This window comes from Rhizobium sp. OAE497, from assembly GCF_040546565.1.
In the GTDB taxonomy this organism is placed as follows: Bacteria; Pseudomonadota; Alphaproteobacteria; order Rhizobiales; family Rhizobiaceae; genus Rhizobium.
This window is the reverse complement of the sequence record NZ_JBEPOA010000001.1, coordinates 974,344-1,001,226: the sequence shown is the minus strand read 5'-3', so window position 1 is coordinate 1,001,226 and position 26,883 is coordinate 974,344. Positions and strand designations below refer to the sequence as shown.

The following is a 26,883-nucleotide window of genomic DNA, read 5'->3' as shown; positions in this document are numbered from 1 at the left end:
CCCCTCACGCACGCATCACCCGCTCCGTCGCAAACCCCTGCCCCACAACCACCCCCACGCACCCGCCACGCGTGCGGTTGCGCCCGGCGCTCTTGGCTTCGTAGAGCAGCTTGTCCGCACGCTCGTAGATCGCCGCGAAGTCCTCGCAGCCGGCGAGCGTGGTGAGGCCCATGCTGGCGGTGACCGGGCGGCCGAGGCCGGGGACGGTGTGGGCGACGATGGCGGGGATGGCCTGGCGGCGCAGTTCGGCCTGCGTTTCGGCGTCCTCGCCGCGCAGCAGGAGGACGAATTCTTCGCCGCCGAGGCGGTAGGCGCGGGCGTGCTGGCCGGGCTGGAGGGCGCGGGCAACGGCTTTCAGCACCTCGTCGCCGATGCTGTGGCCGTTGACGTCGTTGATCGCCTTGAAATGATCGATATCGATGACGGCAAGTGCGCAAAAGCCTTCGGCGCGCAGCTGCTCGAACTGGCGCTCGATGGCGCGGCGGTTCAGGAGGGCGGTGAGCGCATCGGTCTCGGAGAGGCGTTCGAGCAGCTCGGCTTCGTTGCGGGCGCGGTCGCGCTCGCGCTTCATGGTGACGAAGCGTTCGGCAACGCCGAGCGTGGTGAAGACGACTTCGCAGACGCAGCCGGCATAGAAGAGCAGCGTCGCATCGGTGCTGTGCAGCCAGGGAACGAGGCCGGTTACCAGGCGGATCAGGCCGACCGCGACCATCGGCGCGTAGCCGATCGCCTGGTAGCGCGCAGCGCGGCTTCCGCGGCGCCAGGCATCGATCATCGACAGCATGAAGATGGCAAGGACAGGAGCGAAGGCGGCCGTATAGGCGCTGGACTGGATGGGGCGGGCGACGAAGGGGAAGGCCGCGTGAAAGACGCTCAGGAAGATCGCCCAGGCGGCGCACCAGGGCAGCACGCGCCTCAGCAGCGGATGCATGAGGCCGGGCTCGACGAAGCTGTAGGTGAACATTGCGCCTGAGGCGACCGTCATGCCGAAGATCACCGTCGTCATCCAGCTGAGCGTCATCGCCGGCGGATCGAAGAGGAGGACCGAGAGACCGGAGGTGACCAGAATGGTCGCCAGCAGCGAGAAGGTGAGGGCCGTGTGCCAGAGAACGAAGGTCTCGCGCAGCGCCCGGTAGAAGGCGGCGTTGAAGATCAGCGGCATGACCAGCATGCCGGCGAGCCCCGCGAGAAGCAGCGCGAAGCGCATGTCGCTGACATCGCCGGCGGCATCGACCGGGGCGAGATAGGCGCGCTCCAGCGTCATCTTGTGGCTCGGCAGGTCGATGGCGGCGACGATCTGCCGGGTCTCGGACGTGACCTCAGGCAGGTGCGCCTTGAAATAGCCGCCGGCCATGGAACTCCGGAGGGCGGCGGCGGCGATGGTATCCTGACGGATCGCGCCATCGCGGTCGATCGCGAGGAGATGGACGGCGTCGAGTGCTGCGCGGCGCGAGAGGAAATAGCGGGGAAGCGGCTCGCCGGAGGCGATATCGAAGCGCAGCAGGACGCGCTCGGCATCGATCGAGAATTCGCGGGTATCGCAGGACCATCGCTTCTCGTCGGCGGCCACAGTGGCGATGTCTTCCGAGAGGCTGGCGGGGGCCCAGCAGGAGCTTGGAATCCCTGATGGCTCCGCTTCGCCAGCCGATGCGGCGGCGAAGGGCAGCAGCATCATCAGAAGCAGAACGGCCAGCGAAAGCAGGTTTCGAAGTCCACTCGTAATCATGGCTTTCCCTTACGGCAAAAAGCTTTTGATGCCGTTAATCGTCGCCCCAAGAAGCTGCCCCTGCCCGTGTCATGCGGCAGCGCCGCAGGGGCGGCAAATGGCCTCGCAGGGATCGCCGGATAGTGTCACAATCCTGTTCGATTTGATGTTTAGAGCGCAGAAAAACGGTACAGAGGATCGTCGGATGGCAGAAGAAAAGCCCCTTGAATTCGCAGGCGGGATCGTGGATTTCGATGCCGGGCACGGCGAGGCCGCCACCGTCGAGATGAAGGACTACAGCGACAGCCTGGCCCAGGCCAAGGCGAAGTCGGTGCGCCTTGTCGATGCCATCACCGGTGCGGCGCTGAAGAAGAAGGACGCCATCCACTTCGACGACCTGCGCCCTGCCCTTGCCGATTTCATGCGCCAGAAGCATCCCGGCCTGCGCTCGGACGACTATATCAACCGAAAGGTCGTCGACGACTATCGCGGCCAGTATATCGCCGAGCTGCTGCGCGACGAGCGCGGCGAGCTTTCAAACCTCGAGGACGAGGTCGTCGAAAGCCTCAGAAGCCACGACACGCTGGCCGAAAACATCGAAGAGGATTACGAGGAGCGCCGCTCGATCGGCGACCGCGTCGCCGATGTCGTCGCCACCTTCGGCGGCAGCTGGACCTTCATCATCTCCTTCTGCCTGTTCCTCGCCGTGTGGATGGGCATCAACTTCCTGATGGGCGAGCAGCGGGCCTTCGACGCCTATCCCTTCATCCTGCTGAACCTCATCCTCTCGACCATCGCCGCGCTGCAGGCGCCGATCATCATGATGAGCCAGCGCCGCCAGGAATCGAAGGACCGGCTGCGGGCGCTCAACGACTACAAGGTCAACCTCAAGGCCGAACTCGAAATCCGCCACCTGCACGAAAAGGTCGACCACCTCCTGAACCGGCAATGGGAGCGGCTGACCGAGATCCAGCAGATCCAGATCGAGATGATGCTGGAACAGGCCAAGGCCGCCAACCGCGCCCTGAAGCTCAGCAAGGCGCAGAAGACCAAGACCAGTGCGCTGAAGAACCTGTTCAATGCCTCGAGGGCGGACGAGACGGATAGCTGATTGCAGGGCACTCAGGCGGCGACGCGGATGACCTCGGCGGCGCGGCCGTATCGTGCCACCGATGCCGCGTGAAACTTGATGAAATCGGCCGCCGTCAGCGGCTTCGAAAACAGCCATCCCTGCCCGAAGGTGACGCCGTGTTCGCGCAGGTAGCTCGCCTGCTCCTCGGTTTCCACGCCCTCGGCGACGGTGAACAGCCCGAGCTCCTTTGCCATCTCGATGATGTGGGAAGTAACGGCGCTGGTCGCGGTGCCCTTGCCGATCGTGTCGACGAAGGACTTGTCGATCTTCAAGGCGTCCATCGGCAGCCCCTGGAGATATTGCAGGCTGGAATAGCCGGTGCCGAAATCGTCGATCGCGACGGAATGGCCGGCCTTTCTGGCGCGGTCGAGGCTGATGCGGGCCGCATCGATATCGATGAACCCCCGCTCGGTCGCCTCGAACCAGATCTGCTCGTTGCGAATGCCGGTTTTCTTGAGTTTCAGCGACACCATGTCGAGGAAGCGCCCGGTCTTGATGTCATCGGCGGAGATGTTGATCGCGACATGGAGCGAGCGATCCTGCTCCAGCGTGCGCCCGAGATCGCTGATGACGCCATCGACGACCTGATCGGTGATCGCGGCGATCAGGCCGGTTTCCTCGGCGAGCGGGATGAAGAGGTCCGGGCGCACCATCGTGCCGCTCGGCCATTTCCAGCGCACCAGCGCCTCGGCACCGACGCAGACGCCGGTCGAAAGCTCGACGATCGGCTGGTAATGCACGAGGAATTCGCGCTTGTGGATGCCGATCTCGAGCTCGCCGCGCGGCGAGAGCCGGCGGCGCGAGAAGTAGATGACGATGCCGACGATGAAGGCGGCGATGAACAGGCCGGCCGGGAGCAGCAAAAGCAGCTCGCCGCGCAGCCGTGAATAGACCTTGGTGACGGGCTCGGTGACCACGGCGGCAAGGCCGCCATCGGCAACGGTGGCGAACATGTCGCTGCCGTCGATGCCATCGGCCTTTTGTTCGAGGTGGCGGCGCGCGAAGGCAACATCGGGGCTGTTCTTGCCATCGATCAACAGCCCGGTGGAATTCGTGAGCGCGAGCGAGACATCCGGCGGCAGGCCGATATCGACGAAGCGGGACGGCGTCACCAGCACGTTGTGGCTTCCCAGATGCAGGGCGACCATCGGCTTGGCGTGCGTCACGGCCGGCTGGATGCGAAGCGTCACTTCCACGCCGTCAGGCGTCACGTAATCGACGCGAGCCTTGCCGATATCGCCTTCGGTCAGGCCCCAGGATGTGCATTTGAGCTTGCCGTTGTCGAAATAACCGATCTCCTCGACGGAGGGCGTATTGATCGTCAGCGTGCGCATCAGCGCCAGATGGGCGGGAGAGCAGCGGGCGGCGCCGGAGGCCTCCATATCGACCAGCGCCTTGCGGGCATCGGCAAAGGTGAAGCGTGCGCGGGCGATCGCGTCATTGCCGGCTTCGTCGAGAACCCGGAGCTCCTTGTTGATCGCCAGTTTCCAGGAGGCATGGCCCATGACCGCGAGAGGGATAAGCGCGCCGACGGTTGCCAGCACGACGCTTAGTACGATGACCCTTGAACGCCTTGCCTGCATGCGGATGACCCTCCACAGAGCCCCATTCAGCCACAAATCGCTTAACGCAGGTCTTAGACCGGGATTGCAATTTTAAGTATTTTATCGGGTTGAATTCGCGCGCGCCGCAGTTTGCCTCAGCGCTCTGCCTTCTGGAAGATGTGGGCGGCCGATATGCGGGTCGTCGGGATGACCGGGCCGAGAAGCGCGCGAAGATTCTCTGTCAACGCCTCGGCGACACGTTCCTGCCGTTCCGGGGCGAGCGCCAGGAAGGGCGAGAGGCTGCGATGCAGGGCGACGAAACGCTCGATGCCGTAGTCTTCGGCAAGCTCGACATGGCAGAAGAGCCTCTCTTCGAAAGCCTGTGTCTGCAAGGGCCCGGCAAGACCGCGGAACACCGCGGCGACATCATCCCGCGATTGTCTCGCAATCGGCTGCTTGTAGCCGGAGCGCCGGAACGCCTCCTCCACTGCCTCGGCCTGCCCGGCCACCGGCTGGGGCTCCTTGTTCCACAGCAGCACGGCAAATCCACCCGGCGCCAGCACTTCGCCGATGCGCCGGACGCCTCTTTGCTGATCGATCCAGTGGAAGGAGGATGCGGCAAGAACGATATCGAACGGGACCGGGAGATCGGCCTGCTCCAGCGTGCTCGTCTGGAAGGAGACATCGGGAAAAGGGGCGAGGACTTCACGCGCAATCGCCACGAAATCGGCATTCGGCTCGACGCAGGTAAAGCGGCCGCCGAGCGCGGCGAAATCCTGCGTGGCGGTGCCTGGGCCGCTGCCGATTTCCAGAACGCGGCTGTCCGTCCGCCATCCCGCGACGGCTGCGGCTGCGGCTATCAGCGCAGCCGGATAACGCGGCCGTCCCTCCACGTAGAACCGTGCACCGCTGGAATACCAGCGCGCCTTCTCATCGTCGGTTTTTTCGTCGTAGACCGGCAAGCGTGATCCTCCATCATACCGCTTCCTACTAACGGCCACATGTGCCGCGAAACTGCGAAAGCAAGGTCCACCTTGATTTGGCTTTCCGGCTGCGCATCTCTGCGGTTAGGCTAGCCCGGAATAGCCCCGCTTATGGAGATGAAACATGTTCACCCACATCATGATCGGCAGCAACGACCTGGAGCGGTCGCGCCGCTTCTATGACGCCACCTTCGCGGCATTGGGCGGCAAGCCCGGCGAGATGGATGCGCGAGGCAGGCTGATCTATGACCATGAGGGCGGCCGGCTGATGATCACCACACCGATCGACGGCAAGCCGGCGACCGCCGCCAATGGCGGAACGATCGGCATGGGTGCCGCAAGCCAGGCCCACGTTCTCGCCTGGCATGCCGCCGGTGCCGCGCATGGCGGCACGGCAATCGAGACCCCGCCCACGGAACGCCCGAACGGCGCCTTCGTCGCCTATCTCCGCGACCCCGACGGCAACAAGCTGACGGCGCGGACGCAGGCGACGAAGTGAATTAGGCCTTCGTCGCTTCCGCTCCGGCCTTCGACTTCAGCAGGATGATGAGAAGCAGTCCGGCGACGATGAGGGCTGCGCCTTCGAGATGGTAGCGCTGCAGCTGTTCGCCGAGGATGAGGTAGGCGAGCACGGCGATGAAGATCGTCTGGATGTAGAGCAGCACGCCGGCGCGCGCCGCGCCGAGCGCCTCGATGCTGCGATTGAAGAGGTAGTACATGACCGCGCCGCCCGGGATCGCCACATAGCCGAGCGCCAGGAGGCCGCTGGCGGTCAGCGCGGAGCGCTCGTCGGAGGCAAGCTCGAAGAGGTAGAAGGGCAGCGCCGTCGCGACTGCAGCGCCAAGCAGCAGAACCAGGAGCGCCAGGCGGTTCAGATCGAATTTCGCCCGGCGCAGCAGCACCGTATAGAGGCTGAAACAGAAGGCGCCGGCGACGATCCACAGCTCGCCGGGATTGAGATCGAGGCGCAGGAGTGCCGCCGGGTTGCCCTTGACGATGATGACCAGGATCCCGAGAAAGGCGAGGATCGAGCCGATCACCTGCCAGCGCCCCATCGGTTCGGCCAGGATGAAACGGGCGAGGATCATGGTGATGATCGGGATCAGCGCGATGATGATGCCGGCGGTCGTGGCATCGGCATGTTCGAGACCGACGAAGATCAGGCCCTGGCAGATCGCAAGCCCGATGCCGCCGATGGCGAGCAGCTCCAGGCCGCGAGCCCGCGCCAGCGCGATCATGGCGGGGAAATGCCGGTAGACGATCGGCATCAGGATCGCCCAGGCGATCAGCACCCGCCAGAAGCACAGCGCCCAGGGCGGCATCTCGGGAGAGACCCATTTGGCGGCGATATAAACGCCCGCCGACAGCAGCCAGCAGAAGACGCCCACGGAATAGGCGGCAGCAAGCGAACCGCCCGGCCCCTCTTCCGTCCCGACCGTGTCACGATGGACCGCCAAGACATGTATCGCCATGGAGGAGTTATGCCACAATTCCCCTGCGCTGCACAGATGTGGGCGACGGCGCGCTCAGCCGCCCTGATCGCGATCCATCTTGATCTGCCGCAGCATGCTGTGGCCGGAGACGAGGAGCTCGAGCAGGAAGGCGGCCAACGAGGCCATCAGCGAAACGATGGCGCCGCCGAAGAACCACACCAGATTTTCTGGCCTGAGACGCACGGCAAGCGCGCCTGAGAGAAGATTGAGGATTGCGCAACAGGTGCAGATACCGGCGAAAACGCCAAGGATGACGGCGGCCTCGAGGATCAGGGTCCGGCTGCGGAGATAGACGAGCTGGCGCGAGCGGTTTTCGCGCGGCAGGTGGGTGTCCGTCACCTCGTTCAGCCTGTCCGAGACGCGCCCCAGGCGGGTGACGTAGATCCCGACAAAGGCCGCGGTGCCGGCAAGCAGGAAAACCGGGGCAAGCGAGGTCTGGATGACTTCTGCATAGTCGACAATGATCGGAGGGGTGTCCATCCGGATTCCCTAACAGTTCGATGCTGCAACAGGATATCAGGATATGGCGGGGGCTTCCACGGAGGCAATGTGAAAGGTGGAGGCTCAGCCAAGGAGGACGTTGGCACGGCTTGGCTCGCCGGCTAGAAGGACAGGAACAAGCGAGGGAGGATTGCGATGACGGACGCGCTCGACAAGGGACCTTTCTTTCATGGCACAGTCGCGGCCTTGCGCGCGGGTGATCTGCTCACCGCAGGATACAGGTCGAACTACCATCCTGATGTCGTCATGAACCACATCTATTTCACAAGCCTTGTGGACGGCGCCGGGCTTGCCGCCGAAATTGCCGCGGAACTCATCAAAGGCGGCAGCATTCCGCATGTCTACGCGGTGGAACCGACAGGGCCATTCGAGAACGACCCGAATGTGACAGACAAGAAATTCCCCGGAAACCCGACCCGGTCCTACCGCAGCCGCGCCCCGCTTAGGGTCCTCGGCGAAATCACGCACTGGACCCGATTGACGCCTGAAGCCCTGCAGGCGTGGAGAGAACGGCTGGCCGTGCTGCTTTCAGATGAACGGGCCGAGATTATCAACTGATGCGGGAGGCGAACGGAAACCGGTCCCCTCACGTCACGCCGTAGATGCGTGAGGCCATCTCCCTAACGTCAGCAGGGGTGTTAGCCTCTAGCTCTTCGAGGTAGGCCATGAAGTCGTCACGGTTGGCAAAGGAGAAGATTCTCGCTCTGTATTCCAAGTCGTCTGAAAGCGGCCGTTCTTGAAGTAATTGAGCTGACGTCTTGTCCACGAACATCGCATCGAGATATGGGGCATAGGCTGATATAGCGCGGATATCGTTCATCATCCCCCTGTCGATGATCGTCTTCTGCCCTCTTACGACCCGTCTGGCTGTAGCAGCGAAAAGGTAAGCTGAAATGCGATGATGTGGCAACTGCTTATGGAAGTCAGATGCCCATAGGTCGCGGACTTTTTGGCCTGCCTCATCGCCAGGGACGCCCGCGTTTTGCATGACTTTCAACAAGGTCCGGACTTCCCTCTGGATCGGCGAGTTGACCGCATTGAAGAAAATCTCCGGGTCGGCGCTGGACTTCTTCCTCTCGGTCGCGACCAATGCGCCGACCTTTCCAGGGAGAACTGCGTCCAGCTCCAATTTAAGAACGGTTTCAAAATCTGGCTTCTCGGCTGCCCAACGAGCTGCAAGCTTCTCCATCTCACCATGCGCTTCATCACGCATCTTTCGAATGCCGTCGGCAAGCTGGCTATAATCGGACCGCACGGAGATGTGCATGTCCGAGAGCCATTCATTTCGCTTGCTCTCCAAAACTTCATCAACGGAGAGATTAAGGGAGAGCGGCGTGTTGTTTAAATACGCCTCTGCGGCTTCCAACACCTGCGCCAGCTCGATGGTCGATGTGTCGGATAGCGACACGTCTCCCCCGATAAATTCGTATGCTTCCCGCAACTCCATGGGGCTGTGAAAAACGGTTGTTTCGTCTCGATGGATATCAGAGTGAGGGAGAATGACTTGTTGCAGCAGAACCAGACGGCGCAGGCGGTGGTGCAACTCTGTGGCAAACGCTTCGTGCCCAACTGGCAAGCGCCCACCGGAAGCAACATTGAAGAGCAAGCTGAAGACGAACTGATCGAGGTAGATTACTTTCTTGTCGACGGGTGGAAGCTCGAGGTTTTCCGCATGCCGACAGCTTGAACATCTCATTGTAAGCGTGTGGCCACCGGCTCGGAGAAGTCCAAACGTTTTCTTCTCACAGATCACACATACAGAAAATGGCGCTCGCTCCCAGGTAAAGCTTTTCATCAGTCCACCGTGAGGTTTGCGGTGTCTAGCGGCAGGCAAACCGACCGCCCATCATCAATCGTCGGCACCGTCGCCCCCTCAATCCCGATAGCCAGACCCCTCCCTATCCAGCACCCGCCTCACACTCTCCAGGTGCATGCGCGCACTCTCGGGATCCCCCTCGCGCATCTGCCGCGCGGCGGCGGCAGCCACCTCGGCCGGAACCGGCAGGAGGCGGCGGCCGGTGCTCATGGCTTTGAGCTGCACTTCGGCGGCGCGTTCGAGGTAGTAGAGATCGTCCCAGGCCTCGGCGATATTGGGGGCGCAGACCATGACGCCGTGGTTTTTCATGAACAGGATGTCATTGCCGCCGAGGACGGCGGCGATGCGGTCGCCTTCGCGCTCGTCGAGCGCCAGGCCGTTGTAATTCTCGTCGACGGCGACGCGGCCGTAGAATTTCAGCGCGGTCTGGCCGGCCCAGACCAGCGGTTCGCCCTCGACCATGCTGAGCGCCGTGGCATTCGGCATATGGGTGTGGAAGGCAGCGCCGACGCGGGGCGACATCTTGTGCAGGCGGGCGTGGATATAGAAGGCGGTCGCCTCCGGCACGCCGTCACCGGCGACGACATTGCCCTCGAAATCGCAGATCAGCAGCGACGAGGCCGTCGCCTCCTGGAAGGCCCAGCCGAGGCGGTTGACGATAAAGAGATCGGGATGGCCGGGGACGACGGCGGAGAAATGGTTGCAGATCCCCTCCTCCAGGCCGAGTTTCGCGGCCATCCTGAGGCAGGCGGCGAGATCGGCGCGCGCCTTCCAGATCTCCTCGGTATCGAGCGAGACATTGCGCAGGAGGGCAGGCGCGCCGTTAGTGATGTTCAGTTCGTGAGCCATGTTTGCCTCCGCAGCAGTGGTTACATCCAGCCGGCGGCAGCGAGCACGCCGGGCACCTTTTCAAGATCGGGAACGACCGCATCGGCGCTGTAATCGCTGAGCGGCTTGCGCCCCGTGCCGCGATCGACCCAGACCGTACGAAAGCCCAATCTGCGCGCGGCGGCAAGGTCAAGATGCGGGCTTGCGCATATATGGACGAGATCATTCATGCCGATGCCGAGTTCCTTCCAGGCATGATGGAAGATTTGGGTGGTGGGCTTGTAGGCACCGGCCTGCTCTGCGGTGATCACGCGGTCGACATGGCCGCCGAGCTGGGCGACGTTGCCCGCAATGATCGCATCGTCGGTATTGGAGATGATGGCGAGGCGGAAGCCCGCCGCCTTCAGGCGCCCAAGCGTCTCCACCACTTCGGGAAATGGCGGCATTCTGCCGATCGAGGAGGTCAGGATTTCGGCATCACTGGGGGTGAATGCGAGGCCGAATTCGCCCATCGCCCGCTCCAGCGCGATGGCGCTGACATCGCTGAACGAGCGGTGCGGACGCTCCTCTTCCAGCGCATGTTCGTGGCGGTCATAGGTGGCGATGAAGGCTGTCTGATCGATATCGCCGCCCTTCGCCGACAGGATCCTGTCCATGGCGGCGAGCAGGCCCTCGTCCCATTGGATGAGGGTCCCGTAGCAATCGAAGGTCAGCCAGCGCGGGCGGTTTCCGGAAAGGGTCATATCCGTCGTCTCCTTTTGTGGGAGCAGATTGACAAAGGTCGGCGCCATTGAGAAATTAAATAAGGAAATTTCTCTCAGTGAAAAATCAAATGAGCTACGGCTTCGATCTCGATCTCCTCAAAACCTTTGCCGCTGTCGTCGATACCGGCGGCTTCACCCGGGCGGCCGAGCGGGTGCATCTGACGCAATCGACGGTCAGCCAGCAGGTGAAGAAGCTGGAGACCAATATCGGCCATGCGCTGCTCTTGCGCGACACGACGGGCGGGGTGCAGACGACGGAGGCGGGCGAGCTGCTGCTCAGCTATGCCCGGCGGCTGCTTTCGACCGCCGAGGAAGCGGCCGAGGCGATGCGCAGGCCGGCGGCGCCGCGCACGGTGCGGCTCGGCGTGCCCGAGGATTTCGCCGGGCGGCGGCTGATCGGGCTGCTCTCGGGCTTTTCGACCGCCTCGCCGCATATCCGGCTCGATACGGTGAGCGGCTGGAGCACGGAGCTGCGCCGCCTGCTGGAAGCCGGCGAGATCGACCTGGCGTTGATCAAGCGGGAGCCGGGCGATGGCGCAGCACTCGCAAGCTGGAAGGAAGAGCTGATCTGGGTGGAGGGTGAAACGCGGGCGGCGGAGAGCGATCCGGTGCCGCTGGCGGTGTTTCCGGTCGGCTGCATTTACCGCGAGCGGGCAATCCGCGCCATCGAGCGCAGCGGACGGCGCTGGCGGATTGCCTATACCAGCCAGGGGCTGATGGGCGTGCAGGCGGCCGTCGCCTCCGGTCTCGGCATCAGCCTGCTGCCATCGGATGCGGTTCTGCCGGAGCACCGGCCGCTTTCGGCCGCCGATGGCTTCGAGCCGCAACCGGCATCGGAGCTGGCGCTGGTGAAAGGGCGGCCGCGGCTTTCGGCGGAGGCGAAATCGCTCGGCGAATTCCTGACCGGCAACCTGGCACCCTAGGGCCGATTGGCCCGGAAATGCGGCAGGGGCGAGCGTGGCGCCCGCCCCTCAGCCGATGTCTCAGCCGAACTTTTCGGTCGTATCGGCCTTGCCCTTGACCCAGTAGCCGGAGGCCTTGATCCAGGCGAGCGGATAGCCGCGCTCCTCGGTGAGATAGGCGCGGGTGGCGCGCACCACCGAGGCTTCGGCGGCGACCCAGACGAGGGTCTGCGGGGCGATGTCGATGCCGCTGAGCGCCGCGATCAGCGGTGCGGGATCGGTTGCGGCATCGAGCGGGCGGTGGACCCAGCGGGTGGTGAGCTCAGCCGTTGTCTCGAAGCTCTGCTGCTCCTGCGGCCCGGCGACGGCGCCGAGCACGGTGATGACGCTGCCCTCGCCGCTTTCCTCGATACGCCGGCCGATTGCCGGAAGCGCGGTTTCATCGCCGACCAGCAGCCAGCGCTTGACCTTGTCGGAGATGACAGCCGAGCCGCGCGGGCCGCCGATCTCGAGCGTGGTGCCCGGTTTCGCATCGATCGCCCATTGGGTGACCGGACCGGCCTCGTGGAGGGCGAAATCGATGGTCAGGCTGCGGGCGGCGTTGTCGTAGCGGCGCGGAGTATAGTCGCGGCGCTCTTCCTCGCCATCGGCGCCTGAAACGATGACCTTGATATGGTCATCCGGCGCGAGGCTGACGAAATCGGCGAGGTCTTCGCCACGGAGCACGACGCGGCGCATGCCGGGCGTGATGTCGGTGACGCTTTCGGCGACCAGCGAGCGGCGGCGCAGCTCATGCCTGACACGTTCGATTTCGGGGGCGGAAATATCCTTGGCGTTGGTATCCATCTTGTCCTTCAGAGGCTCATAAAGCTCGATCCGCAGGACACAGTCGCGCAGATCGAAGCCGCAGAGCCGTTCGATCATACGCGTTGAGTGACGTTAACGCTTACGTGGCCGGGCAGACGCCCGGGCAGTGACGAACCGGCTTAAACCGACAGTGCCCCCCGGCGCAAGAGGCTGCGCGGAAGGAATATCCAATGTTGCTAAGATTTAACTTTTGCAAGGCTGGTGGGTCCGGTGATGATCTGAATGGCAATATAGGATGCGATGGCGGATCAAAAAAGATGACTGCTTCAGGTATTTGAGCCGCCCGCTTCCCGCCGATCGCGATAGGCGGCAATCAGCTTGGCGGCGACGAAGACTTCCGTTCCGGCAAGGCCGGCGGAGCAGAACAGGGTCGTTTCGTCCTCTCCCACCGGTCTTGCGGATGAATTTCCGGCAAGCGCGCTCAGATCGGCAAGCGGCATGGCAGCAGCAGCCTTGGAGAGAAAGAACGGTGCGTCATAGGCTGTCGTCTGCTCGATGGAATCGGTGGCGACCATTGCCGCCTTCAGGGCGATATCGAGGTCGAGCTCGTGGCCATCCACCGTCTTGGGGCCGACGGAATTGACATGCGCGCCGGGTTTCAGCCAGGCGGCCTCGATGACGGGAACCCTGCTATCCGTGGCGCAAATGACGATGTCGGCATCCGCTACGGCCTCGCGCGCCGAACTCTCGGGCAAGATGGGCAGCTTCAACCGGGCTCCCATCCCGGCAGCGAAGGCGCGGCATCTTTCGCTGCTGCGGCTGAAGACGCGGACCTGCCGGAGAGGCCGGACGATCGATGCGGCTTCGAGCTGTGTCCGGGCCTGCAGACCGCCGCCGATCACGGCAACGTTCGCCGCGCTCCCGGAGGACATGCGACGGATGGCGATGCCGCCGATCGCACCGGTTCTGACGGCGCCGAGCTGTTCGCCAACGACGACGCCTTCCAGCCTGCCGGTCGCGATCGACCAGACGGCGACGACCTGATCCTGCCTGCTCCCGGCGAAGGTCTCGTAGGCGCGGAAACCGGCCAGAGCCCGCTCCCCCATCGACCCTCCGACGGTGAAGACGAGGCTTCCCGCCCCCGCAAAGGGAACCGCATGCCGCGGCGGCGCGATGAGGAGACCGGCGGCCCTTGCCGCCAGAGCCTCCTCGACCGCCTCTATCGCCAATGCCATTGACGGCATCGCCGCCAGCTGCTCGTCACCAAGAACAATCATTTCCGCCTCCGCGCCGATCCGCGAAAGGCTGGCATCTCAACCTAGGTTGAGGTCAAGGGCCAGGTCTCCATCCCCGGCCTGTATCCCTCCTCGCCCCAATGCTGCATCCGCGCGCTGCGCCGCGGCGGGTTATAGTGGCGGGCGAGCGCCAGGAGGGCGGTGCGGAGCATCAGCTTGGCGGAGCGGACCGGCCATTGGCGTTCGCGCTCCACGGTTTCCAGGCCCTTCATGAAGCAGCAGATATCGAGGGCTGCGCCCGCGAGCTCCGGTCCCATCGCCTCGATGGCGCGGTTGACGGCGATGCGGGCGGCGATGGCGCTGTCGGCGAGATCGGCCATGCCGCCGCGCTCGCCTTTGGTGCGGCCGGAAAGGCGCGGCTGCCAGGAGGCGGTGACGCGGGGCTGCAGCTGGGCGCGGGTGAAATCGGCATGCAGGCGCTCGCCGGCGGCCAATGCTTCGGCGGGAAGGAAGGGCTCGCCGCCCTTGTCCTTCAGCCGGGCAAGCCCGGCGAGCGGCGATTCCGCCTCGTTAACGCGTAAAGTCTGCGGCGTGCCGTCGATCTCGCGGACCGCCGTGGCGATCTCGCCATGCTGTTCGAGGAAGGCTTCCTCGCGGGCGGCGAGCGCGCGCCGCAGATAGGCGCGTGCAGGCGGTGCAAGACTGAGGCGGGACCGGGTCTCGGTAACGAGGCCGCGGGAGATCGCCTCGGCAAGCACGGCGGCCGGAAGCGCGTGGCGGCTGCCGGCACGGTGGAGCACCGGTGCCGGCGTCCCCTGCCCCTCCACCCTCGCCTCGCCACCGGACAGGAAGCGCAGGAGCTTCAGCATCGCCTTGTTGTTCGCCGCCTCACTCATGGGCCGAGACCTCCGGAAAGCGGAAAACCGAGACGACGGTGCGCTCGATCGCCGAGACGAAATCGTCGAAGGCGGCATCATCGCGGCGCTGCTCGACGACCATGCAGGCATGCGCCACCGTCGACCGGTGCCGCCCGAAGCCGCCGGCGATGTCCTGTTGCGTGAGCTGCAGCGCGGTGTGGCAGGCATACATGGCGATCTGGCGGACGTGGCAGAGCATGCGCCGCCGGTCGCGCCGCTCCAGCATGCGGCTGCCTGTGATCATCACCATCTCGGCGGTGATCTTCTGGGCGATGCGGCAGACGGTGCGGATGGGGAGCGAGACCGATGGCGGGCGCGGAGGCGGAGGCGGCGCCGGCGGCTCGTCGTCGATCAGCGGACGAAGCGCGGTTTCGAGACGGTGGCGGGGTAAAGGGATTTGATTGAGCGGCATTTGAAAACTCCTGGGTAATAGGAATTAATTCATATACCGTAGCTGAAGAATGATGGGGCGGGAAGAGTGGGATGGGAGAGGATTGGTGGATTTTGAGTTGGTTGTGGCGTAACCTATTGAAAGGGTTTGTGGATTATTTTCCTATACCATGGGCCGACCATAGAGCGCCGAGCGTGGAGCCCCCTCATCCGGCCCTACGGGCCACCTTCTCCCCGAGGGGAGAAGGGGAGTTGCGGCGGGCTCCGATTTTCCCTTCTCCCCTCGGGGAGAAGGTGCCCGTAGGGCGGATGAGGGGGCCGCGGGTGAGACGCTCAATCGGTCGACCTACAACCCCGCTTCAGCCATCCAGATCTCCGCATCCGCACCGCCGGGAATGCGCAGCGGCGCGGCGGGATCGGTGGCAGCGCGCCAGATGGCTGCGGCAACATCGGGCGCATGGGTCACCGGGCCGGTATCCTCCTGCACGCTTTTCACAAACTGCTGGAGCAGCGGCGCGTAATCGGGATCGTCGGCGCCGCGCAGATGCGGGCGGGCGTTCTGGCCGAAGCGGGTTTCGGGCGAGCGGCCGGGCAGGACGATATGGACGCGCACACCGAAGGGCGCCACCTCGACGGCGAGGGATTCGCTCAGCGCGTTCACCGCCGCCTTGCTCGCGCGGTAGACGCCGATGACCGGCAGCGTCTTGACGGTCACCGTCGAGGTGACGTTGACGATGACGCCTGCCCGGCGCTGGCGCATCTGCGGCAGCACCGCCTGGATCATCGCCAGCGTGCCGATCACATTGGTCTGGAACAGCGACTGCGCCGTTTCGGGGTCGGTCAGCTCGATCGGCGCCGGGGCGCCGAAGCCGGCATTGTTGACCAGCACATCGACCGGACCGGCGCTGGCGACCGCCGCCGCAATGCTTGCGGGATCGGTGACATCGAGCGCCAGGACGCGCAGGCGCTCGGACGGCGGGAGCAGGCTGGCCGCGGGCGTGCGCATCGTCGCGATGACGTCCCAGCCGCGTTCGAGAAAGAGTTTCGCGGTCTCCAGGCCGAAGCCGGACGAGCAACCGGTGATCAAAATCGTAGGCATAGACATCTCCATGTGAAAAGGAATGCCGTGATGCTAGTGACCGTGATCAAGACTTACTATAGGCTGAAGTCTCAATTTCTTTAGCGTTAGTCCTGATCATGACCATCGATCCGCTTACCGACATCGTCACCCTGCTGCAGCCGGCAGCACGCTTTTCCAAGCTGGTGGAATGCGCCGGCGCCTGGCGCATTCGGCGCGAGGCCACCGGCGAGCCGTTCTATTGCGCCATCCTGGAAGGCGCCTGCCGCGTCAGATTCGGGGACGATCCGCCATTCATCCTGGAGGCCGGCGATTTCGTGCTGGTGCCGGCGATGCGCGACCTGGTGAACGAGAGCCTTGAGGGAACAGCCGATCTGCCGGATACGATCCCGGCGCAGCTCGGCGACGGCCGCTTTCGCGCCGGGCGCCTCGAAGGGCCGGCGGATCTGCGCATGCGGATCGGCCATTGCAGCTTCGGCGCGCCGGATGCGGCGCTGCTGGTGTCGCTGCTGCCTGACGTCGTCATCGTTCGCGGCGAGCCGCGGCTGGCGACGCTGATACAGCTGGTCGGCGAGGAAACCCGCGCAAAGCGCCCGGCCCGCGAACTGGTGCTGGAGCGGCTGCTCGAAGTATTGCTGATCGAGGCCCTGCGCTGCGGCACGGAGACGGCCGATGCGCCCGGCCTCAGCCGCGGCCTAGCCGACGAGCGCCTGGCGGCCGCCCTCCACGCGCTGCATGCGCGCCCGGCGCATCCCTGGACGGTAGCCGATCTCGCGGCGGAAGCAGCGCTCTCGCGCTCCGCCTTCTTCGCCCGCTTCCAGCGCGTGGTCGGCGTGGCGCCGATGGAATATCTGCTCGCCTGGCGCATGGCGCTGGCCAAACAGCTGCTGCGCAGGCGGGAGATGGGGATGGACGAGGTGGCGGAGCGGGTGGGCTATGGCTCGGCGAGCACGTTCAGCGTCGCCTTCGCGCGCTATGCGGGAGTGCCTCCGGCGCGGTATGCGCGGGGTGGGTGAGGTCGCGTGGCTGAGGCGGGAAGGATGCCGTCGTGAGACGGAAAGGGTGTTGGGCGTGGCCCCCTCATCCGCCTGCCGGCACCTTCTCCCCGCTGGGGAGAAGGGACGTTTCCATCTGCTGCCTCAACAGCTCAGCAGGAGCATCCGTCGTGACCTCCCCTTCTCCCCAGCGGGGAGAAGGTGCCCGAAGGGCGGATGAGGGGGCTCCGGGTGATGGGCTACGGGCGAGGCGTCGCATAGGCTATCGACTCGATCAGGCACAGCCATCCGGACATCGCGACAAGGACCCGAGATAGAGATCTCTCATCTCTCATCTCTCATCTCTCATCTCTCATCTCTCATCTCTCACCTGCCCCTCACCCCACCCTCCCTTGTCATCAAACCGATACACTTCACTTGCTAATGATTTGCAATTGCAGACCGGACACCATTGATGACCGAAGACCATACCGAGACCAGTATTCTCCTTCCCCTCGCCGTTCTCTCCGTCGCCCAGCTGATCGGCTGGGGCGCGGTCGGATTTCCGGCCGTCGCAGCGCCGCAGATGGCGGCGGATCTTCAGATCGGGATGCCTGAAGTCTTTGCCGGGACGACGGTTTTCTATGTGATGATGGGGGCGTGTTCGCCGTTGTTGTCGCGGGTGTTTGCGCGCCTTGGGGCGCGGCCGGTGATGATTGCCGGGACGGCCGGGTCGGCGGCGGGGCTTCTTCTCCTGTCGCTGGCGCATTCGCCGGCCGTCTATTTCCTGGGATGGCTGATCATCGGCGCCGCAGGGAGCGCCAGCCTGACCATGCCGGCGCATATCCTGCTCAACGAGATTGCCGGGCGCAAGGCGGCGCGGGCGATCGGTACGCTGATGCTGGTGACTGGCCTGTCGAGCACGATCTTCTGGCCGCTCACCTCGTTTCTGCAGGCGGAGATCGGCTGGCGGGGCGCCTGCGAGGTCTATGCGCTTGTCACGGCTCTCGTCTGCCTACCGCTCTATGTCTTTGGCCTGCCGCGCAGACGCATCGAGGCGTCGCCTTCGGGCGTGACGGCGGCGCCCGTTGCGGCGCGCAGCTATGACCGGACCTTCGTGCTGATCGTGGCGGCCATCGTCTTCAATGCCTTTATCACCTATGGCTTCAGTTCGGTGCTGATCGAACTCTTGAAAGGCGAAGGCCTCAGTGCGGCGCAGGCGCTGACTTTCGGCTCGGCGCTCGGCATCGTCCAGATCGCGGCGCGCGGCGTGAATTTCGTCGCCGACAACAAATGGGATGGGGTGGCGATCGGCATCGGCTCGTCGGCGATGCTTTGCCTGTCGCTCCTCATCCTGCTTGCGGTGCAGGGTTCGCCGGTCGCGGTCGGCATCTTCCTCGTGCTTTACGGAACGAGCAGCGGTGCGCTGGCAGTGGCGCGCTCGACGATCCCGCTGGTGTTCTACGACAAGGGCGAATTCGCCAGGGCGCTGTCGCGGATCGCGCTGCCGCTCAACTGGATTTCGGCCGCCTCGCCGCCCGTTCTCATCTGGCTGATGAGCAAGTACGGCAATGGCGCGGTGCTGTCGCTCTGCCTGTTCTGCTCGCTTTCGGCCATCGTCATGCTCTGCCTGCTGCGCGGGCGGCGGCCGGTTGAGGCGGCAGTCGCCGCATAGTAACGCCCAGAAACGAAAAAAGCCGGGCGGGAGCCCGGCTCTTGGCATCGACAGCGCGCTGATATCAGCCGCGGCCGCGCTTGCGGCGCTGGCCGAGACCCATTTCCTTGGCGAGGCGCGAGCGCGCTTCGGCATAGGCGGGAGCGACCATCGGATAGTCGGCGGGAAGATCCCACTTTTCGCGGTATTCTTCCGGCGAAAGGCTGTGATGGGTCATCAGGTGGCGCTTCAGGGACTTGAAGTTGCCACCGCATTCCAGGCAGGTGATCTGCTCGTCCTGAACGGACTTGCGGACAGAAACAGCAGGCTTCTGCTTTTCTACGATCGCTGCGGCGGGTTGAGGCACGGACGTGTTGCTAAGGGCGGAATGCACGTCGGAAATCAGATTGGCCAAGTCGGTGACCGGGACTACATGATTGCTGACATAGGCCGCTACGATATCGGCCGTCAGCTCTACCAGCAATTCCGGCCCAGTGCCGGTCGCGGTATCCGTCATATTTTGTTTCTCCTGTTCGCATGCATGGATGATCTATGCTTCGAGAAGCAAAAAGATCGCCTTCGTAGAGGCTAACAGCAGAAGTCCAGCCTAAGGCAGCATGTCCTAAAACGCGAATCCACCCCTAGATTCTTGCCGCCGAATTCTGTCCCAATACTGCCTGAATCCGAATCATACCGTCGCACTCTTCGACCGCAGCCCTAATTAGACATTGGATATCAATGTTAAGGATGGAAAAGCGAAACGATTCTAATTCGAAATCAGAACTCTACTTGCAATTCAATTATCATCGTTTTACCGAAAGTCCAATTCTTATTTGCGTGATTTCTACGTAAAAAATCGACGCACATTAAGATTTTGCAAGCAAGCACCCGACTTTAGTCCATAAGCGAAGGCAAAATTTGCGTAAAACTGCTTAACGCCCTGTATTTTATACTCTCATCGTTTGCGCATCTCATCACGTACGGAACCGTCCCACAATTTGTGCCCGGTCGCATGCGCGGCCTTCGCCAGGAGGTGCGCGGCAACCGGAGCGGTCAGTAGAAGGAAGACGATGCCGGCTAGCGCTCGCGCAAAGATTGCAAATTCCCCGGAATAGGTGCCGGCCGCCAAAAGCAGCAGTCCCGAACCGACTGTGCCAGCCTTGGACGCCGCGTGCATGCGCGAATAGAGATCGGGCAGACGCAGCACGCCGATCGCCGCAGCGAGCGCGAAAAAGGCGCCGCCGAGCATCAGAAGCGAGACGAGGATCGCGATCGCATATTCCATCAGCCTGCCCTCCCCGGCTTGGCGGCTTTGCGCTTCGGCTTGCCCTTGGGCTTGGACTTTTTGACGGCGGGCGGCGCCTGCTGCTCGCCGCGCGACAGCACGAAGCGGGCGAAGGCGACGGTGGCCAGGAAACCGACGAGGCCGAGCGAGATGGCGATGTCGATATAGAGCGCGAAGCCGGTCTTGACCGCGACGACGGCGATGAAGCCGATGGCGATGCCGGTCAGCATATCCAGGCCGACCACCCGGTCCGATAGCGTCGGCCCGGCGACGATGCGCCAGGCGGTCAAGAGCAGCGCCAGGCCGAGGACGGCGAGCGCGACATTGGCGGCGAGCGCGACGATGGCTGACGGCTCCATCAACGGAAGGCCTCCATGATCTTGCGCTCGAAGCCCTCGGCGATCGCCTTGCGGGCGGCCTGCGGGTTGGAGCAGTCGAGCGCGTGGACATAGAGCGTGCGGCGGTCGTCGCTGACATCGACGGAAAGCGTGCCGGGCGTCAGCGTGATGAGATTGGCGAGCAGCGTGATCTCGAAATCGCGGTCGACGGTGAGCGGAAAGGCGAAGATGCCGGGCTTGATATCCATCCTCGGCTTGAGGACGGTGAGCGCCACCGTCCAGGCCGAGAGCGCCAGTTCCTTCAGGAAGAGCAGCGCCAGAGACAGGATGCGGCCGGCGCGGAAGACATAGGCGCCGCGGCCGATCGACTGGCGCACGATCGCGAGCGCGATGGCGCCAAGCACGAAGCCGAGCAGCAGATTGTGCGGCGAGGCGCTGCCGGAGACGGCGGCCCAGGCGATGGCGAGCAGCAGATTGAAGAGGAAGGCGATCATGGCACGCCTCCAGGGAAGACGGAGTGGATATAGGCGGAGGGATCGGCGAGGCTTTCGGCCGCCGATTGCGTCAGCGACAGGAGCTGTTCCGGCAGGATGCCGAAGGCGACGACGAGTGCGGTCAGGAGCAGCAGCGGCACGGTCATGGTCCAGCCGATTGCTGCGGGTGCGGCGGCCTCGCCGGCCGGGCGCCAATAGGCGAGCAGGAAGACGCGGCCGAAGCAGATGGTGGTGAGGAAGCCGCCCACCAGCAGCGATGCGGCGAGCCACCAGGCGCCGACATCGAGCGAGGCCTTGACCAGCATCAGCTTCGGCCAGAAGCCGGAGAATGGCGGCAGGCCGGAGGCGGCGAAGAACAGGATGAGCGAGACGGCGGCAAACCAGCCGCGCGCCCGGTAGAGCCCGCCGAGCGACGCCAGCGAGAAGCTGCCGCCAAGACGCCCGGCAATGCCGGCGGCGAAATAGAGCGCCACCATCAGCACGATCGAATGCAGCGCATAGAAGATCGCGCCGCTGACCCCGCCCGGCGTGCCGATCGATATGCCGACCAGCATGTTACCGATGCCAGAGATCACGACATAGCCGAGCAAGCGGCGGATATCGGTCTGCGCCAGCGCGCCGAGCGCACCGGCGAGCGTCGTTGCGGCGCCGAGCACGGCGATCAGCAGGCTGAGTTCTTCCCGCTCGACCGGCATCAGCATGACCATGACGCGGATCAGCGCGTAGATGCCGACCTTGGTGAGCAGACCGGCGAACAGCGCGGAAACGACGATGCGCGGCGTGTGATAGGAGGCGGGTAGCCAGAAATTCACCGGGAAAGCGGCGGCCTTGATGGCGAAGGCGAAGAGGAAGAGTGCGGCGAGCGTCACCAGCGGCGCGCTGTCGCGAAGACCTGCCGCCTTCTGCGCCACGTCGGCCATGTTGAGCGTGCCGAAGATGGCGTAGAGATAGCCGACGGCCGTCAGGAACAGCGTCGTGGCGATCAGGTTCAGCACCGCATATTTCATCGCGCCGTCGATCTGCCGGCGCTCGGAGCCGAGGATCAGCAGGCCGAAGGACGAGATCAAGAGCACCTCGAACCAGACATAGAGATTGAAGACGTCTCCCGTGAGGAAGGCGCCGCTGACACCGGCCATCAGGAGAAGCAGCAGCGGGAAGAAGCCGAAACGGCGATGCCCGGCATCGGTATCGGCAAGCGCATAGAGGCTGCCAGCCAGTGCTGCGATCGCGGCCGCAAGCGCCATCAGTGCCCCAAAGAGATCGGCGGTGAAGGCAATGCCGAAGGGCGGCAGCCAGCGGCCCATGACCATGGTGACCGGCCCTTCGGCGATGACCTTCTGCAGCAGCAGCGCATCGACGACGACGAGGGCCGCGAGGCCGCTGACGGCGATCGGGGCGTGGAGGCGGACATGGGCACGCAGCGTCAGCAGCAGGGCGCCGAGGACGATGCAGAGCGCGACAGGGAGGATGACCAGCCAGTGGCCCGCCGAAACGGGGGCGGTGAGCATGGCGGTGGAGAGGTCGGCGATCGGTGTCGTTGAAGCGGCCATTTAGAGGGTGGCTCCCTTTGACGTGGTTGGGGTGGCACCCCCCTCTGCCCTGCCGGGCATCTCCCCCACAGGTGGGGAGATTGGCTGGGCGCGCCCGCGCGCTCCACCTTTGATGATTGGCGAGAAGCGGGCCACGAGTCGATCTCCCCCCTTGTGGGGGAGATGCCCGGCAGGGCAGAGGGGGGTAACCACGCGCACAACACCCATCATCAATACCCCACCGGCGGAACCGGCTCGTCGCGCGGCTCGGCAAGCCGCATCTCGTCGGTATTGTCGGTGCCGATGTCCTGGTAGGCGCGGTAGGTCAGCACCAGCAGGAAGGCGAGGAAAGAGAAGGAGATGACGATCGCCGTCAGGATCAGCGCCTGCGGCAGCGGATTGGCAGCACCCTGCGGCAGCGTGTCGAGACCGGCCGGGATGATCGGCGGGATCTCGCGGGTCAGGCGGCCCGCGGTGAACAGCAGCAGGTTGACGCCGTTTCCGAGGATAGCGATCCCCAGCATGATGCGGATCGAGAATTTCGACAGCATCAGATAGATGGCGGCGGTGAAGAACAGCCCGGAGAGAACGGCAAGCAACGGCTCCATCATTCCACCTCCCTTTCCTCGAGCGTCAGGGCAATGGCGGTGATGGCGCCGAGCACGACGAAATAGACGCCGAAATCGAACAGCATCACCGAGGAGAGCGGCACCTCGATGCCGAGGATCACAGGATAGATCCAGAGCCCGGTCATGAAGGGCACGGCAGCGAAGATCGAAATCAGGCCGGCAACCGACGACATTAAGAGCCCTGTTCCGGCGATGGCGAGCGGGTGGAACCGGATGGCGCGGCGCACCGCCGGGACACCATTGGCGATGCCATAGATCGCGAGCGCCGAAGCTGCGATCAACCCGCCGATGAAGCCGCCACCCGGCTCGTTATGGCCGCGCAGCAGGATGAAGACGGAGAATAGCAGCATCAGGGCCGTGAGGAACGGGGCGATGGTGCGGAAGATCAGCGTGTTCATGGGCGGGCCTCCCTCTTTTCTTCCCTTCTCCCCAGCGGGGGTCCGAAGGACGGGGCGAGACCGGCGGCTCGACCCCGGTAGGTGCCCGGCAGGGCGGATGAGGGGGCGGCTGGCTCGAAGTGGTCAGCAGGGGTTGTAACGGTTTTGCCGTGCGGCCCCCTCATCCGGCCCTTCGGGCCACCTTCTCCCCGAGGGGAGAAGGGAAGAACTGAGGCCACCATCACGTACCCCTCCCCGGTTGTTTCGGATCCGGCGGCGCCAGCTTGCGTTCGGTGCCGGCGCGCATGCGGATCAGCGCGATGATGGCCAGCGCGGCGATGGCGACGACGGCGATTTCGCCGAGCGTGTCGGTGCCGCGGAAGTCGACGATGATGACGTTCACCACATTGGTGCCGTGGGCGATGGTCTTCGAATAGGTGTTGAAGAAATCCGAGAGCGCCGTGTCGAAGCGGCCGGAGGTGGCGCGGAGCAGGAGCAGCGTCAGGCCGAGGCCGCAGGCGAGCGCGATCGTGGCATCGAGAAGCCGCTGGCCGCGCGGGCGGCGGTCGGTGGGCGAAAGGCGCAGCCGTGTCATGACGAGGGCGAGAATGACGACCGCGAGCGTCTCGACCATGAACTGCGTGAAGGCGAGATCCGGAGCGCCGAACATCAGGAAGATCAGCGCGACCGAGAGGCCCTGGATGCCGAGCGCGGCAATCGCCGTCAGCCGGTCGCGGGCGGTCAGCACGGCGGCAAGGCCGATCACTGCCAGCAACAGCACCGCCCATTCATGCAGCCGGACATGATCCGGCCAGGCGATGCCGGTGGGCAGTTCGCCATAGAGATAGAGCGGGACGAGCAGGATGGCGGCAAGCAGGATGAAGGTCGCCGTCACATAGATTTCCAGACGCCCGGGCTGCAAGATGCCGGTAATGCGGTGCGCGAGGCGCACGAGGCCGGAGATGAAGATGTCGAAACCCGTATCCGGGCCGGGACCGGCAGCGCGGAAGAAGGCATCGGCGAGACGGCGGCTGCGGTCGAGCTGGAAGTAGATGACGATGCCGAGCGCGATGGTGAGCACCGAGAGCAGCAGCGGCACGCCGATATGCGGCATCAGCGAAATGGTGATCTCGACCGGCCGGTGTTCGACGGCCGACGCCATCGGTGTCGAGATATAGCGGTGGACAGAACTGGAGAAGATGGCGGCTACGAAGCCGAGCAGCGCCAGCAGAGCCGGGCCGATCCACAGGAGAACGGGCGCCTCATGCGGCGGCTTCGGGGTTTCCGAGCGTTTACCGATGAAAGGCTTCAGGCCGACGGCGAAGGCGATCGCGAACATCAGCGCATTGCCGAAGACGGCGACCGATGTGAAGACGATCGAGCGCAGGTCGCCGATCGCCAGCGCCGCATAGATCTCCTCCTTGGCGAGGAAGCCGAAGAAGGGCGGCAGGCCGGCCATCGAGAAGGCGGCGGCAAGAGCGGCGGCGCAGGTGAGCGGCATGGCGGAGGCGAGACCGCTCAGCCGGGTGATATCGCGCGTGCCGGTCTCATGATCGAGAATGCCGGCGACCATGAATAGCGCGCCCTTGAAGAGCGAATGGGCGACGAGATAGAGCACCGCCGCCTCGATGGCATATTCCGAGCCGAAACCGGTGAGCAGCACCAGCAGGCCGAGCGAGGAGACGGTCGTATAGGCGAGCTTCAGTTTCAGGTCGGTCTGGCGGATGGCGAGCGCGGCACCGGTTGCCAGCGTCATGCCGCCGAAGAAGGGCAGCAGGATTTCCCAGGCGGGCGTTTCGCCGAGCAGCGGATGCAGGCGCAAGAGCAGATAGACGCCGGCCTTCACCATGGTTGCCGAATGCAGATAGGCCGAAACCGGCGTCGGCGCTTCCATGGCGTTCGGCAGCCAGAAGTGAAACGGAAACTGCGCCGACTTGGTGAAGGCGCCGCCGAGGACGAGGAGCAGCGTCGCCAGATAGAACGGGCTCTCGCGCATCAGATCGCCCGCTTCCATGATCAGCGACAGCTGGGTGACGCCCGTTATGTTCCAGATGAACAGCAGGCCGGCGAGCAGGCAAAGCCCGCCGCCACCGGTGACGACGAGCGCCTGGAGCGCTGCCCTTCGCGCCGCCTCGCGCTCGTGATCGAAGCCGATCAGCAGGAAGGAGGTGATCGAGGTCAGCTCCCAGAAGATGAAGAGCATCAGGAAGCTGTCGGAGACGACCAGCCCCAGCATCGACCCCATGAACAGGAAGATGAAGGAGAAGAAGCGGCCGTGATCCCTGTGCCCCTTCAGGTATCCCCCGGCATAGAGCACGATCAGCGTGCCTATGCCCGTGATCAGCAACGCGAAGGTGAGCGACAGGCCATCGAGAAACCAGGAGAAGCTGAGATTGTAGCTGGGCACCCAGACATAGCCGCCGGTCGCGACTTCGCCGGCAGCGATCTCCGGCAGAAAACCGAGGAAATGCAGGAAGGAGAGCAGCGGAAAGAGCGCCAGAAGCCAGGCGGCATTGGCGCCGAACAGCCTGACGGCAAAGGGTGCGGCAAGGGCGCCGATGAACGGCAGGCACAGGGCAAGAAATGTCAGACCCGTGACACCGGCCATATGCTCTCCTTGATGGAAACCCCTCGGAAATCCGGAAAACCGGATGCGTTTCCAAGACCTAGGTCAATCGGCGCCGGGCCTCAAGCCTTTTCGGGATGGGTGCACAGGCAAAGCGCGGGCCGAGAGCGGCATGCACCAATGGCGCGAGGAGGATCAGCGGCCAGACGATGCAGGCGGCAAGGCCGGCGATTCGGGAGGGCGTATAGCGATCATGCTCCGCCCAGCCTTCCAGAAAGGTGATCAGAAAACAGGCGGCCGAGATGGCGGCGTAGATTGCGAATGCGAGGATGGTCAGCACGTCGAAGTCCCCCCTGGTACTCCCCGTTGCAAGGAGAATACCGGAGAAGCGCCAACGCCCGCAAACCGGCAAAACGGACTAAAGCTTTCAGGCTATAGACGCATCACTCTTGATACCGCCCAATTTCCGCTCCACATTCGCGGCGTCGGAAAATCTGTCTTCTTTGGCGCCGAAGGAGCAAGCCCCCATGCCCGATATCGACATTGCGAAGTTTCACAGGACCGATGACGAGTGGAAAGCTCAGCTGACACCCGAGCAATACCGCATCACCCGCCATCACGGCACCGAGCGGGCCTTTACCGGGCCTTATTGGGATAGTTTCGAGACGGGGCTCTACAGCTGCGTCTGCTGCAACGAGCCGCTATTCCGCTCCGATACCAAATTCGATGCCGGATGCGGCTGGCCGAGCTATTTCGAGGCCGTGTCGCCAGAGGCGATCACCGAGCACCGCGACACCACCTATGGCATGGTGCGCACCGAGATCCGCTGCGCCAATTGCGACGCCCATCTCGGCCACGTCTTCCCCGACGGACCACCGCCGACAGGGCTGCGCTACTGCATCAACGGGCACGCGATGGTGTTCGAGGCAGGGCGGTAGAAGC

General features: G+C 64.2%; 29 protein-coding genes and 1 pseudogene. 8 read left to right on the top strand and 22 right to left on the bottom strand.

What is annotated here, in order from left to right; genetic code table 11:
- Window positions 1–4: 4 nt before the first annotated feature.
- On the bottom strand, window positions 5–1,726 hold the full coding sequence (locus ABIE40_RS05120) for a sensor domain-containing diguanylate cyclase (RefSeq protein ID WP_354540970.1): 1,722 nt from the start codon (window positions 1,724–1,726) through the stop codon (window positions 5–7).
- A gap of 184 nt (window positions 1,727–1,910) precedes the next feature.
- Here ABIE40_RS05120 and ABIE40_RS05115 point away from each other — a divergent pair, with 184 nt between their 5' ends.
- Window positions 1,911–2,816: a DUF1003 domain-containing protein gene (locus ABIE40_RS05115; protein ID WP_199626488.1), complete on the top strand. Its 906-nt coding sequence runs from the start codon at window positions 1,911–1,913 to the stop codon at window positions 2,814–2,816.
- Window positions 2,817–2,827: 11 nt separating this feature from the next.
- On the opposite strand, the gene ABIE40_RS05110 is transcribed toward ABIE40_RS05115, so the two are convergent.
- Complete coding sequence (locus tag ABIE40_RS05110) at window positions 2,828–4,420, bottom strand: EAL domain-containing protein (protein WP_199626487.1); 1,593 nt, start codon at window positions 4,418–4,420, stop codon at window positions 2,828–2,830.
- A 116-nt stretch (window positions 4,421–4,536) separates the two neighbouring features.
- Window positions 4,537–5,343 (bottom strand): class I SAM-dependent methyltransferase, encoded by an 807-nt coding sequence (locus tag ABIE40_RS05105; RefSeq protein WP_199626486.1) that lies wholly within the window; start codon window positions 5,341–5,343, stop codon window positions 4,537–4,539.
- 145 nt (window positions 5,344–5,488) lie between these two features.
- Between ABIE40_RS05105 and ABIE40_RS05100 the strand changes: the two genes are divergently transcribed.
- Window positions 5,489–5,863, top strand: coding sequence for a VOC family protein (locus ABIE40_RS05100; RefSeq protein WP_199626485.1), 375 nt, complete (start codon window positions 5,489–5,491; stop codon window positions 5,861–5,863).
- Window position 5,864: 1 nt separating this feature from the next.
- Here ABIE40_RS05100 and ABIE40_RS05095 read toward each other — a convergent pair whose 3' ends face one another.
- Both ABIE40_RS05095 and ABIE40_RS05090 read right to left on the bottom strand, forming a co-directional pair.
- Window positions 5,865–6,836, bottom strand: a complete 972-nt coding sequence (locus tag ABIE40_RS05095) for a DMT family transporter (RefSeq protein WP_199626484.1) — start codon at window positions 6,834–6,836, stop codon at window positions 5,865–5,867.
- Window positions 6,837–6,890: 54 nt separating this feature from the next.
- Window positions 6,891–7,337: a DUF2721 domain-containing protein gene (locus tag ABIE40_RS05090; protein ID WP_199626483.1), complete on the bottom strand. Its 447-nt coding sequence runs from the start codon at window positions 7,335–7,337 to the stop codon at window positions 6,891–6,893.
- Between the two features lie 150 nt (window positions 7,338–7,487).
- Here ABIE40_RS05090 and arr point away from each other — a divergent pair, with 150 nt between their 5' ends.
- A complete protein-coding gene (gene arr / locus ABIE40_RS05085) occupies window positions 7,488–7,916 on the top strand; it encodes an NAD(+)--rifampin ADP-ribosyltransferase (RefSeq protein ID WP_502944800.1) in 429 nt (142 codons plus the stop codon).
- Between the two features lie 28 nt (window positions 7,917–7,944).
- Here the strand turns inward: arr and ABIE40_RS05080 are convergent, their stop codons facing one another.
- The 3 genes from ABIE40_RS05080 to ABIE40_RS05070 all read right to left on the bottom strand — a co-directional run bounded on the left by ABIE40_RS05080 (window position 7,945) and on the right by ABIE40_RS05070 (window position 10,745).
- Window positions 7,945–9,153 carry a hypothetical protein gene (locus ABIE40_RS05080; RefSeq protein ID WP_199626481.1) on the bottom strand — a complete coding sequence of 403 codons (1,209 nt, stop codon included), beginning with the start codon at window positions 9,151–9,153 and terminating at the stop codon, window positions 7,945–7,947.
- A 78-nt stretch (window positions 9,154–9,231) separates the two neighbouring features.
- On the bottom strand, window positions 9,232–10,023 hold the full coding sequence (locus ABIE40_RS05075) for an aldolase (protein WP_199626480.1): 792 nt from the start codon (window positions 10,021–10,023) through the stop codon (window positions 9,232–9,234).
- Window positions 10,024–10,043: 20 nt separating this feature from the next.
- On the bottom strand, window positions 10,044–10,745 hold the full coding sequence (locus ABIE40_RS05070; RefSeq protein WP_199626479.1) for a haloacid dehalogenase type II: 702 nt from the start codon (window positions 10,743–10,745) through the stop codon (window positions 10,044–10,046).
- Between the two features lie 89 nt (window positions 10,746–10,834).
- Between ABIE40_RS05070 and ABIE40_RS05065 the strand changes: the two genes are divergently transcribed.
- Entirely contained in the window at window positions 10,835–11,689 is an 855-nt protein-coding gene (locus ABIE40_RS05065) for a LysR family transcriptional regulator (protein ID WP_199626818.1), read from the top strand.
- A gap of 60 nt (window positions 11,690–11,749) precedes the next feature.
- Here ABIE40_RS05065 and ABIE40_RS05060 read toward each other — a convergent pair whose 3' ends face one another.
- The 4 genes from ABIE40_RS05060 to ABIE40_RS05045 form a co-directional block, all read right to left on the bottom strand.
- Entirely contained in the window at window positions 11,750–12,514 is a 765-nt protein-coding gene (locus ABIE40_RS05060; RefSeq protein ID WP_199626816.1) for a siderophore-interacting protein, read from the bottom strand.
- Between the two features lie 287 nt (window positions 12,515–12,801).
- Complete coding sequence (locus ABIE40_RS05055; RefSeq protein WP_199626478.1) at window positions 12,802–13,752, bottom strand: ornithine cyclodeaminase family protein; 951 nt, start codon at window positions 13,750–13,752, stop codon at window positions 12,802–12,804.
- Window positions 13,753–13,793: 41 nt separating this feature from the next.
- Entirely contained in the window at window positions 13,794–14,606 is an 813-nt protein-coding gene (locus ABIE40_RS05050; protein ID WP_199626477.1) for a DUF6456 domain-containing protein, read from the bottom strand.
- The gene (locus tag ABIE40_RS05045) at window positions 14,599–15,039 is read right to left on the bottom strand and encodes a helix-turn-helix domain-containing protein (protein ID WP_246777509.1); all 441 of its coding nucleotides are present in this window, start codon (window positions 15,037–15,039) and stop codon (window positions 14,599–14,601) included. Before ABIE40_RS05045 ends, ABIE40_RS05050 begins: the two co-directional genes overlap by 8 nt.
- Before the next feature lie 175 nt (window positions 15,040–15,214).
- Here ABIE40_RS05045 and ABIE40_RS31005 point away from each other — a divergent pair.
- A pseudogene (locus tag ABIE40_RS31005) lies at window positions 15,215–15,349 on the top strand (endonuclease domain-containing protein); the annotation flags it as partial.
- Window positions 15,350–15,363: 14 nt separating this feature from the next.
- Here ABIE40_RS31005 and ABIE40_RS05040 read toward each other — a convergent pair.
- Window positions 15,364–16,116, bottom strand: coding sequence for an SDR family oxidoreductase (locus tag ABIE40_RS05040; RefSeq protein ID WP_199626476.1), 753 nt, complete (start codon window positions 16,114–16,116; stop codon window positions 15,364–15,366).
- Window positions 16,117–16,214: 98 nt separating this feature from the next.
- Between ABIE40_RS05040 and ABIE40_RS05035 the strand changes: the two genes are divergently transcribed.
- Window positions 16,215–17,111: an AraC family transcriptional regulator gene (locus ABIE40_RS05035; protein WP_199626475.1), complete on the top strand. Its 897-nt coding sequence runs from the start codon at window positions 16,215–16,217 to the stop codon at window positions 17,109–17,111.
- 433 nt (window positions 17,112–17,544) lie between these two features.
- Window positions 17,545–18,744, top strand: coding sequence for an MFS transporter (locus tag ABIE40_RS05030; protein ID WP_199626474.1), 1,200 nt, complete (start codon window positions 17,545–17,547; stop codon window positions 18,742–18,744).
- Window positions 18,745–18,808: 64 nt separating this feature from the next.
- Here ABIE40_RS05030 and ABIE40_RS05025 read toward each other — a convergent pair whose 3' ends face one another.
- The 9 genes from ABIE40_RS05025 to ABIE40_RS04985 form a co-directional block, all read right to left on the bottom strand.
- Entirely contained in the window at window positions 18,809–19,240 is a 432-nt protein-coding gene (locus ABIE40_RS05025; protein WP_112389884.1) for a Ros/MucR family transcriptional regulator, read from the bottom strand.
- Window positions 19,241–19,678: 438 nt separating this feature from the next.
- Window positions 19,679–20,011, bottom strand: coding sequence for a monovalent cation/H(+) antiporter subunit G (gene mnhG / locus ABIE40_RS05020; protein WP_199626812.1), 333 nt, complete (start codon window positions 20,009–20,011; stop codon window positions 19,679–19,681).
- Window positions 20,008–20,370 carry a cation:proton antiporter gene (locus ABIE40_RS05015; protein WP_199626473.1) on the bottom strand — a complete coding sequence of 121 codons (363 nt, stop codon included), beginning with the start codon at window positions 20,368–20,370 and terminating at the stop codon, window positions 20,008–20,010. Before ABIE40_RS05015 ends, mnhG begins: the two co-directional genes overlap by 4 nt.
- The gene (locus ABIE40_RS05010) at window positions 20,367–20,840 is read right to left on the bottom strand and encodes a Na+/H+ antiporter subunit E (protein WP_112719168.1); all 474 of its coding nucleotides are present in this window, start codon (window positions 20,838–20,840) and stop codon (window positions 20,367–20,369) included. The genes ABIE40_RS05015 and ABIE40_RS05010 overlap by 4 nt, the downstream gene beginning before the upstream one ends.
- A complete protein-coding gene (locus ABIE40_RS05005) occupies window positions 20,837–22,390 on the bottom strand; it encodes a Na+/H+ antiporter subunit D (RefSeq protein ID WP_199626472.1) in 1,554 nt (517 codons plus the stop codon). The genes ABIE40_RS05010 and ABIE40_RS05005 overlap by 4 nt, the downstream gene beginning before the upstream one ends.
- Window positions 22,391–22,599: 209 nt before the next feature.
- Complete coding sequence (locus ABIE40_RS05000) at window positions 22,600–22,980, bottom strand: Na+/H+ antiporter subunit C (RefSeq protein ID WP_502944775.1); 381 nt, start codon at window positions 22,978–22,980, stop codon at window positions 22,600–22,602.
- Window positions 22,977–23,396, bottom strand: coding sequence for a Na+/H+ antiporter subunit B (locus ABIE40_RS04995; protein ID WP_199626471.1), 420 nt, complete (start codon window positions 23,394–23,396; stop codon window positions 22,977–22,979). The genes ABIE40_RS05000 and ABIE40_RS04995 overlap by 4 nt, the downstream gene beginning before the upstream one ends.
- 220 nt (window positions 23,397–23,616) lie before the next feature.
- Window positions 23,617–25,983: a putative monovalent cation/H+ antiporter subunit A gene (locus tag ABIE40_RS04990; protein WP_199626470.1), complete on the bottom strand. Its 2,367-nt coding sequence runs from the start codon at window positions 25,981–25,983 to the stop codon at window positions 23,617–23,619.
- A 58-nt stretch (window positions 25,984–26,041) separates the two neighbouring features.
- Window positions 26,042–26,281: a hypothetical protein gene (locus tag ABIE40_RS04985; protein WP_130278748.1), complete on the bottom strand. Its 240-nt coding sequence runs from the start codon at window positions 26,279–26,281 to the stop codon at window positions 26,042–26,044.
- Between the two features lie 187 nt (window positions 26,282–26,468).
- Between ABIE40_RS04985 and msrB the strand changes: the two genes are divergently transcribed.
- On the top strand, window positions 26,469–26,879 hold the full coding sequence (gene msrB / locus ABIE40_RS04980; protein ID WP_112719174.1) for a peptide-methionine (R)-S-oxide reductase MsrB: 411 nt from the start codon (window positions 26,469–26,471) through the stop codon (window positions 26,877–26,879).
- Window positions 26,880–26,883: the final 4 nt, after the last annotated feature.

Excerpts from the sequence above, each read along its gene's own strand:
- ABIE40_RS05120 (WP_354540970.1), bottom strand. The coding sequence starts at position 1,726 with ATGATTACGAGTGGACTTCGAAACCTGCTTTCGCTGGCCGTTCTGCTT.
- ABIE40_RS05115 (WP_199626488.1), top strand. The coding sequence starts at position 1,911 with ATGGCAGAAGAAAAGCCCCTTGAATTCGCAGGCGGGATCGTGGATTTC.
- ABIE40_RS05110 (WP_199626487.1), bottom strand. The coding sequence starts at position 4,420 with ATGCAGGCAAGGCGTTCAAGGGTCATCGTACTAAGCGTCGTGCTGGCA.
- ABIE40_RS05100 (WP_199626485.1), top strand. The coding sequence starts at position 5,489 with ATGTTCACCCACATCATGATCGGCAGCAACGACCTGGAGCGGTCGCGC.
- ABIE40_RS05095 (WP_199626484.1), bottom strand. The coding sequence starts at position 6,836 with ATGGCGATACATGTCTTGGCGGTCCATCGTGACACGGTCGGGACGGAA.
- ABIE40_RS05090 (WP_199626483.1), bottom strand. The coding sequence starts at position 7,337 with ATGGACACCCCTCCGATCATTGTCGACTATGCAGAAGTCATCCAGACC.
- ABIE40_RS05080 (WP_199626481.1), bottom strand. The coding sequence starts at position 9,153 with ATGAAAAGCTTTACCTGGGAGCGAGCGCCATTTTCTGTATGTGTGATC.
- ABIE40_RS05075 (WP_199626480.1), bottom strand. The coding sequence starts at position 10,023 with ATGGCTCACGAACTGAACATCACTAACGGCGCGCCTGCCCTCCTGCGC.
- ABIE40_RS05070 (WP_199626479.1), bottom strand. The coding sequence starts at position 10,745 with ATGACCCTTTCCGGAAACCGCCCGCGCTGGCTGACCTTCGATTGCTAC.
- ABIE40_RS05065 (WP_199626818.1), top strand. The coding sequence starts at position 10,835 with ATGAGCTACGGCTTCGATCTCGATCTCCTCAAAACCTTTGCCGCTGTC.
- ABIE40_RS05060 (WP_199626816.1), bottom strand. The coding sequence starts at position 12,514 with ATGGATACCAACGCCAAGGATATTTCCGCCCCCGAAATCGAACGTGTC.
- ABIE40_RS05055 (WP_199626478.1), bottom strand. The coding sequence starts at position 13,752 with ATGATTGTTCTTGGTGACGAGCAGCTGGCGGCGATGCCGTCAATGGCA.
- ABIE40_RS05050 (WP_199626477.1), bottom strand. The coding sequence starts at position 14,606 with ATGAGTGAGGCGGCGAACAACAAGGCGATGCTGAAGCTCCTGCGCTTC.
- ABIE40_RS05045 (WP_246777509.1), bottom strand. The coding sequence starts at position 15,039 with ATGCCGCTCAATCAAATCCCTTTACCCCGCCACCGTCTCGAAACCGCG.
- ABIE40_RS05040 (WP_199626476.1), bottom strand. The coding sequence starts at position 16,116 with ATGCCTACGATTTTGATCACCGGTTGCTCGTCCGGCTTCGGCCTGGAG.
- ABIE40_RS05035 (WP_199626475.1), top strand. The coding sequence starts at position 16,215 with ATGACCATCGATCCGCTTACCGACATCGTCACCCTGCTGCAGCCGGCA.
- ABIE40_RS05030 (WP_199626474.1), top strand. The coding sequence starts at position 17,545 with ATGACCGAAGACCATACCGAGACCAGTATTCTCCTTCCCCTCGCCGTT.
- ABIE40_RS05025 (WP_112389884.1), bottom strand. The coding sequence starts at position 19,240 with ATGACGGATACCGCGACCGGCACTGGGCCGGAATTGCTGGTAGAGCTG.
- ABIE40_RS05010 (WP_112719168.1), bottom strand. The coding sequence starts at position 20,840 with ATGATCGCCTTCCTCTTCAATCTGCTGCTCGCCATCGCCTGGGCCGCC.
- ABIE40_RS05005 (WP_199626472.1), bottom strand. The coding sequence starts at position 22,390 with ATGGCCGCTTCAACGACACCGATCGCCGACCTCTCCACCGCCATGCTC.
- ABIE40_RS05000 (WP_502944775.1), bottom strand. The coding sequence starts at position 22,980 with ATGATGGAGCCGTTGCTTGCCGTTCTCTCCGGGCTGTTCTTCACCGCC.
- ABIE40_RS04995 (WP_199626471.1), bottom strand. The coding sequence starts at position 23,396 with ATGAACACGCTGATCTTCCGCACCATCGCCCCGTTCCTCACGGCCCTG.
- ABIE40_RS04990 (WP_199626470.1), bottom strand. The coding sequence starts at position 25,983 with ATGGCCGGTGTCACGGGTCTGACATTTCTTGCCCTGTGCCTGCCGTTC.
- msrB (WP_112719174.1), top strand. The coding sequence starts at position 26,469 with ATGCCCGATATCGACATTGCGAAGTTTCACAGGACCGATGACGAGTGG.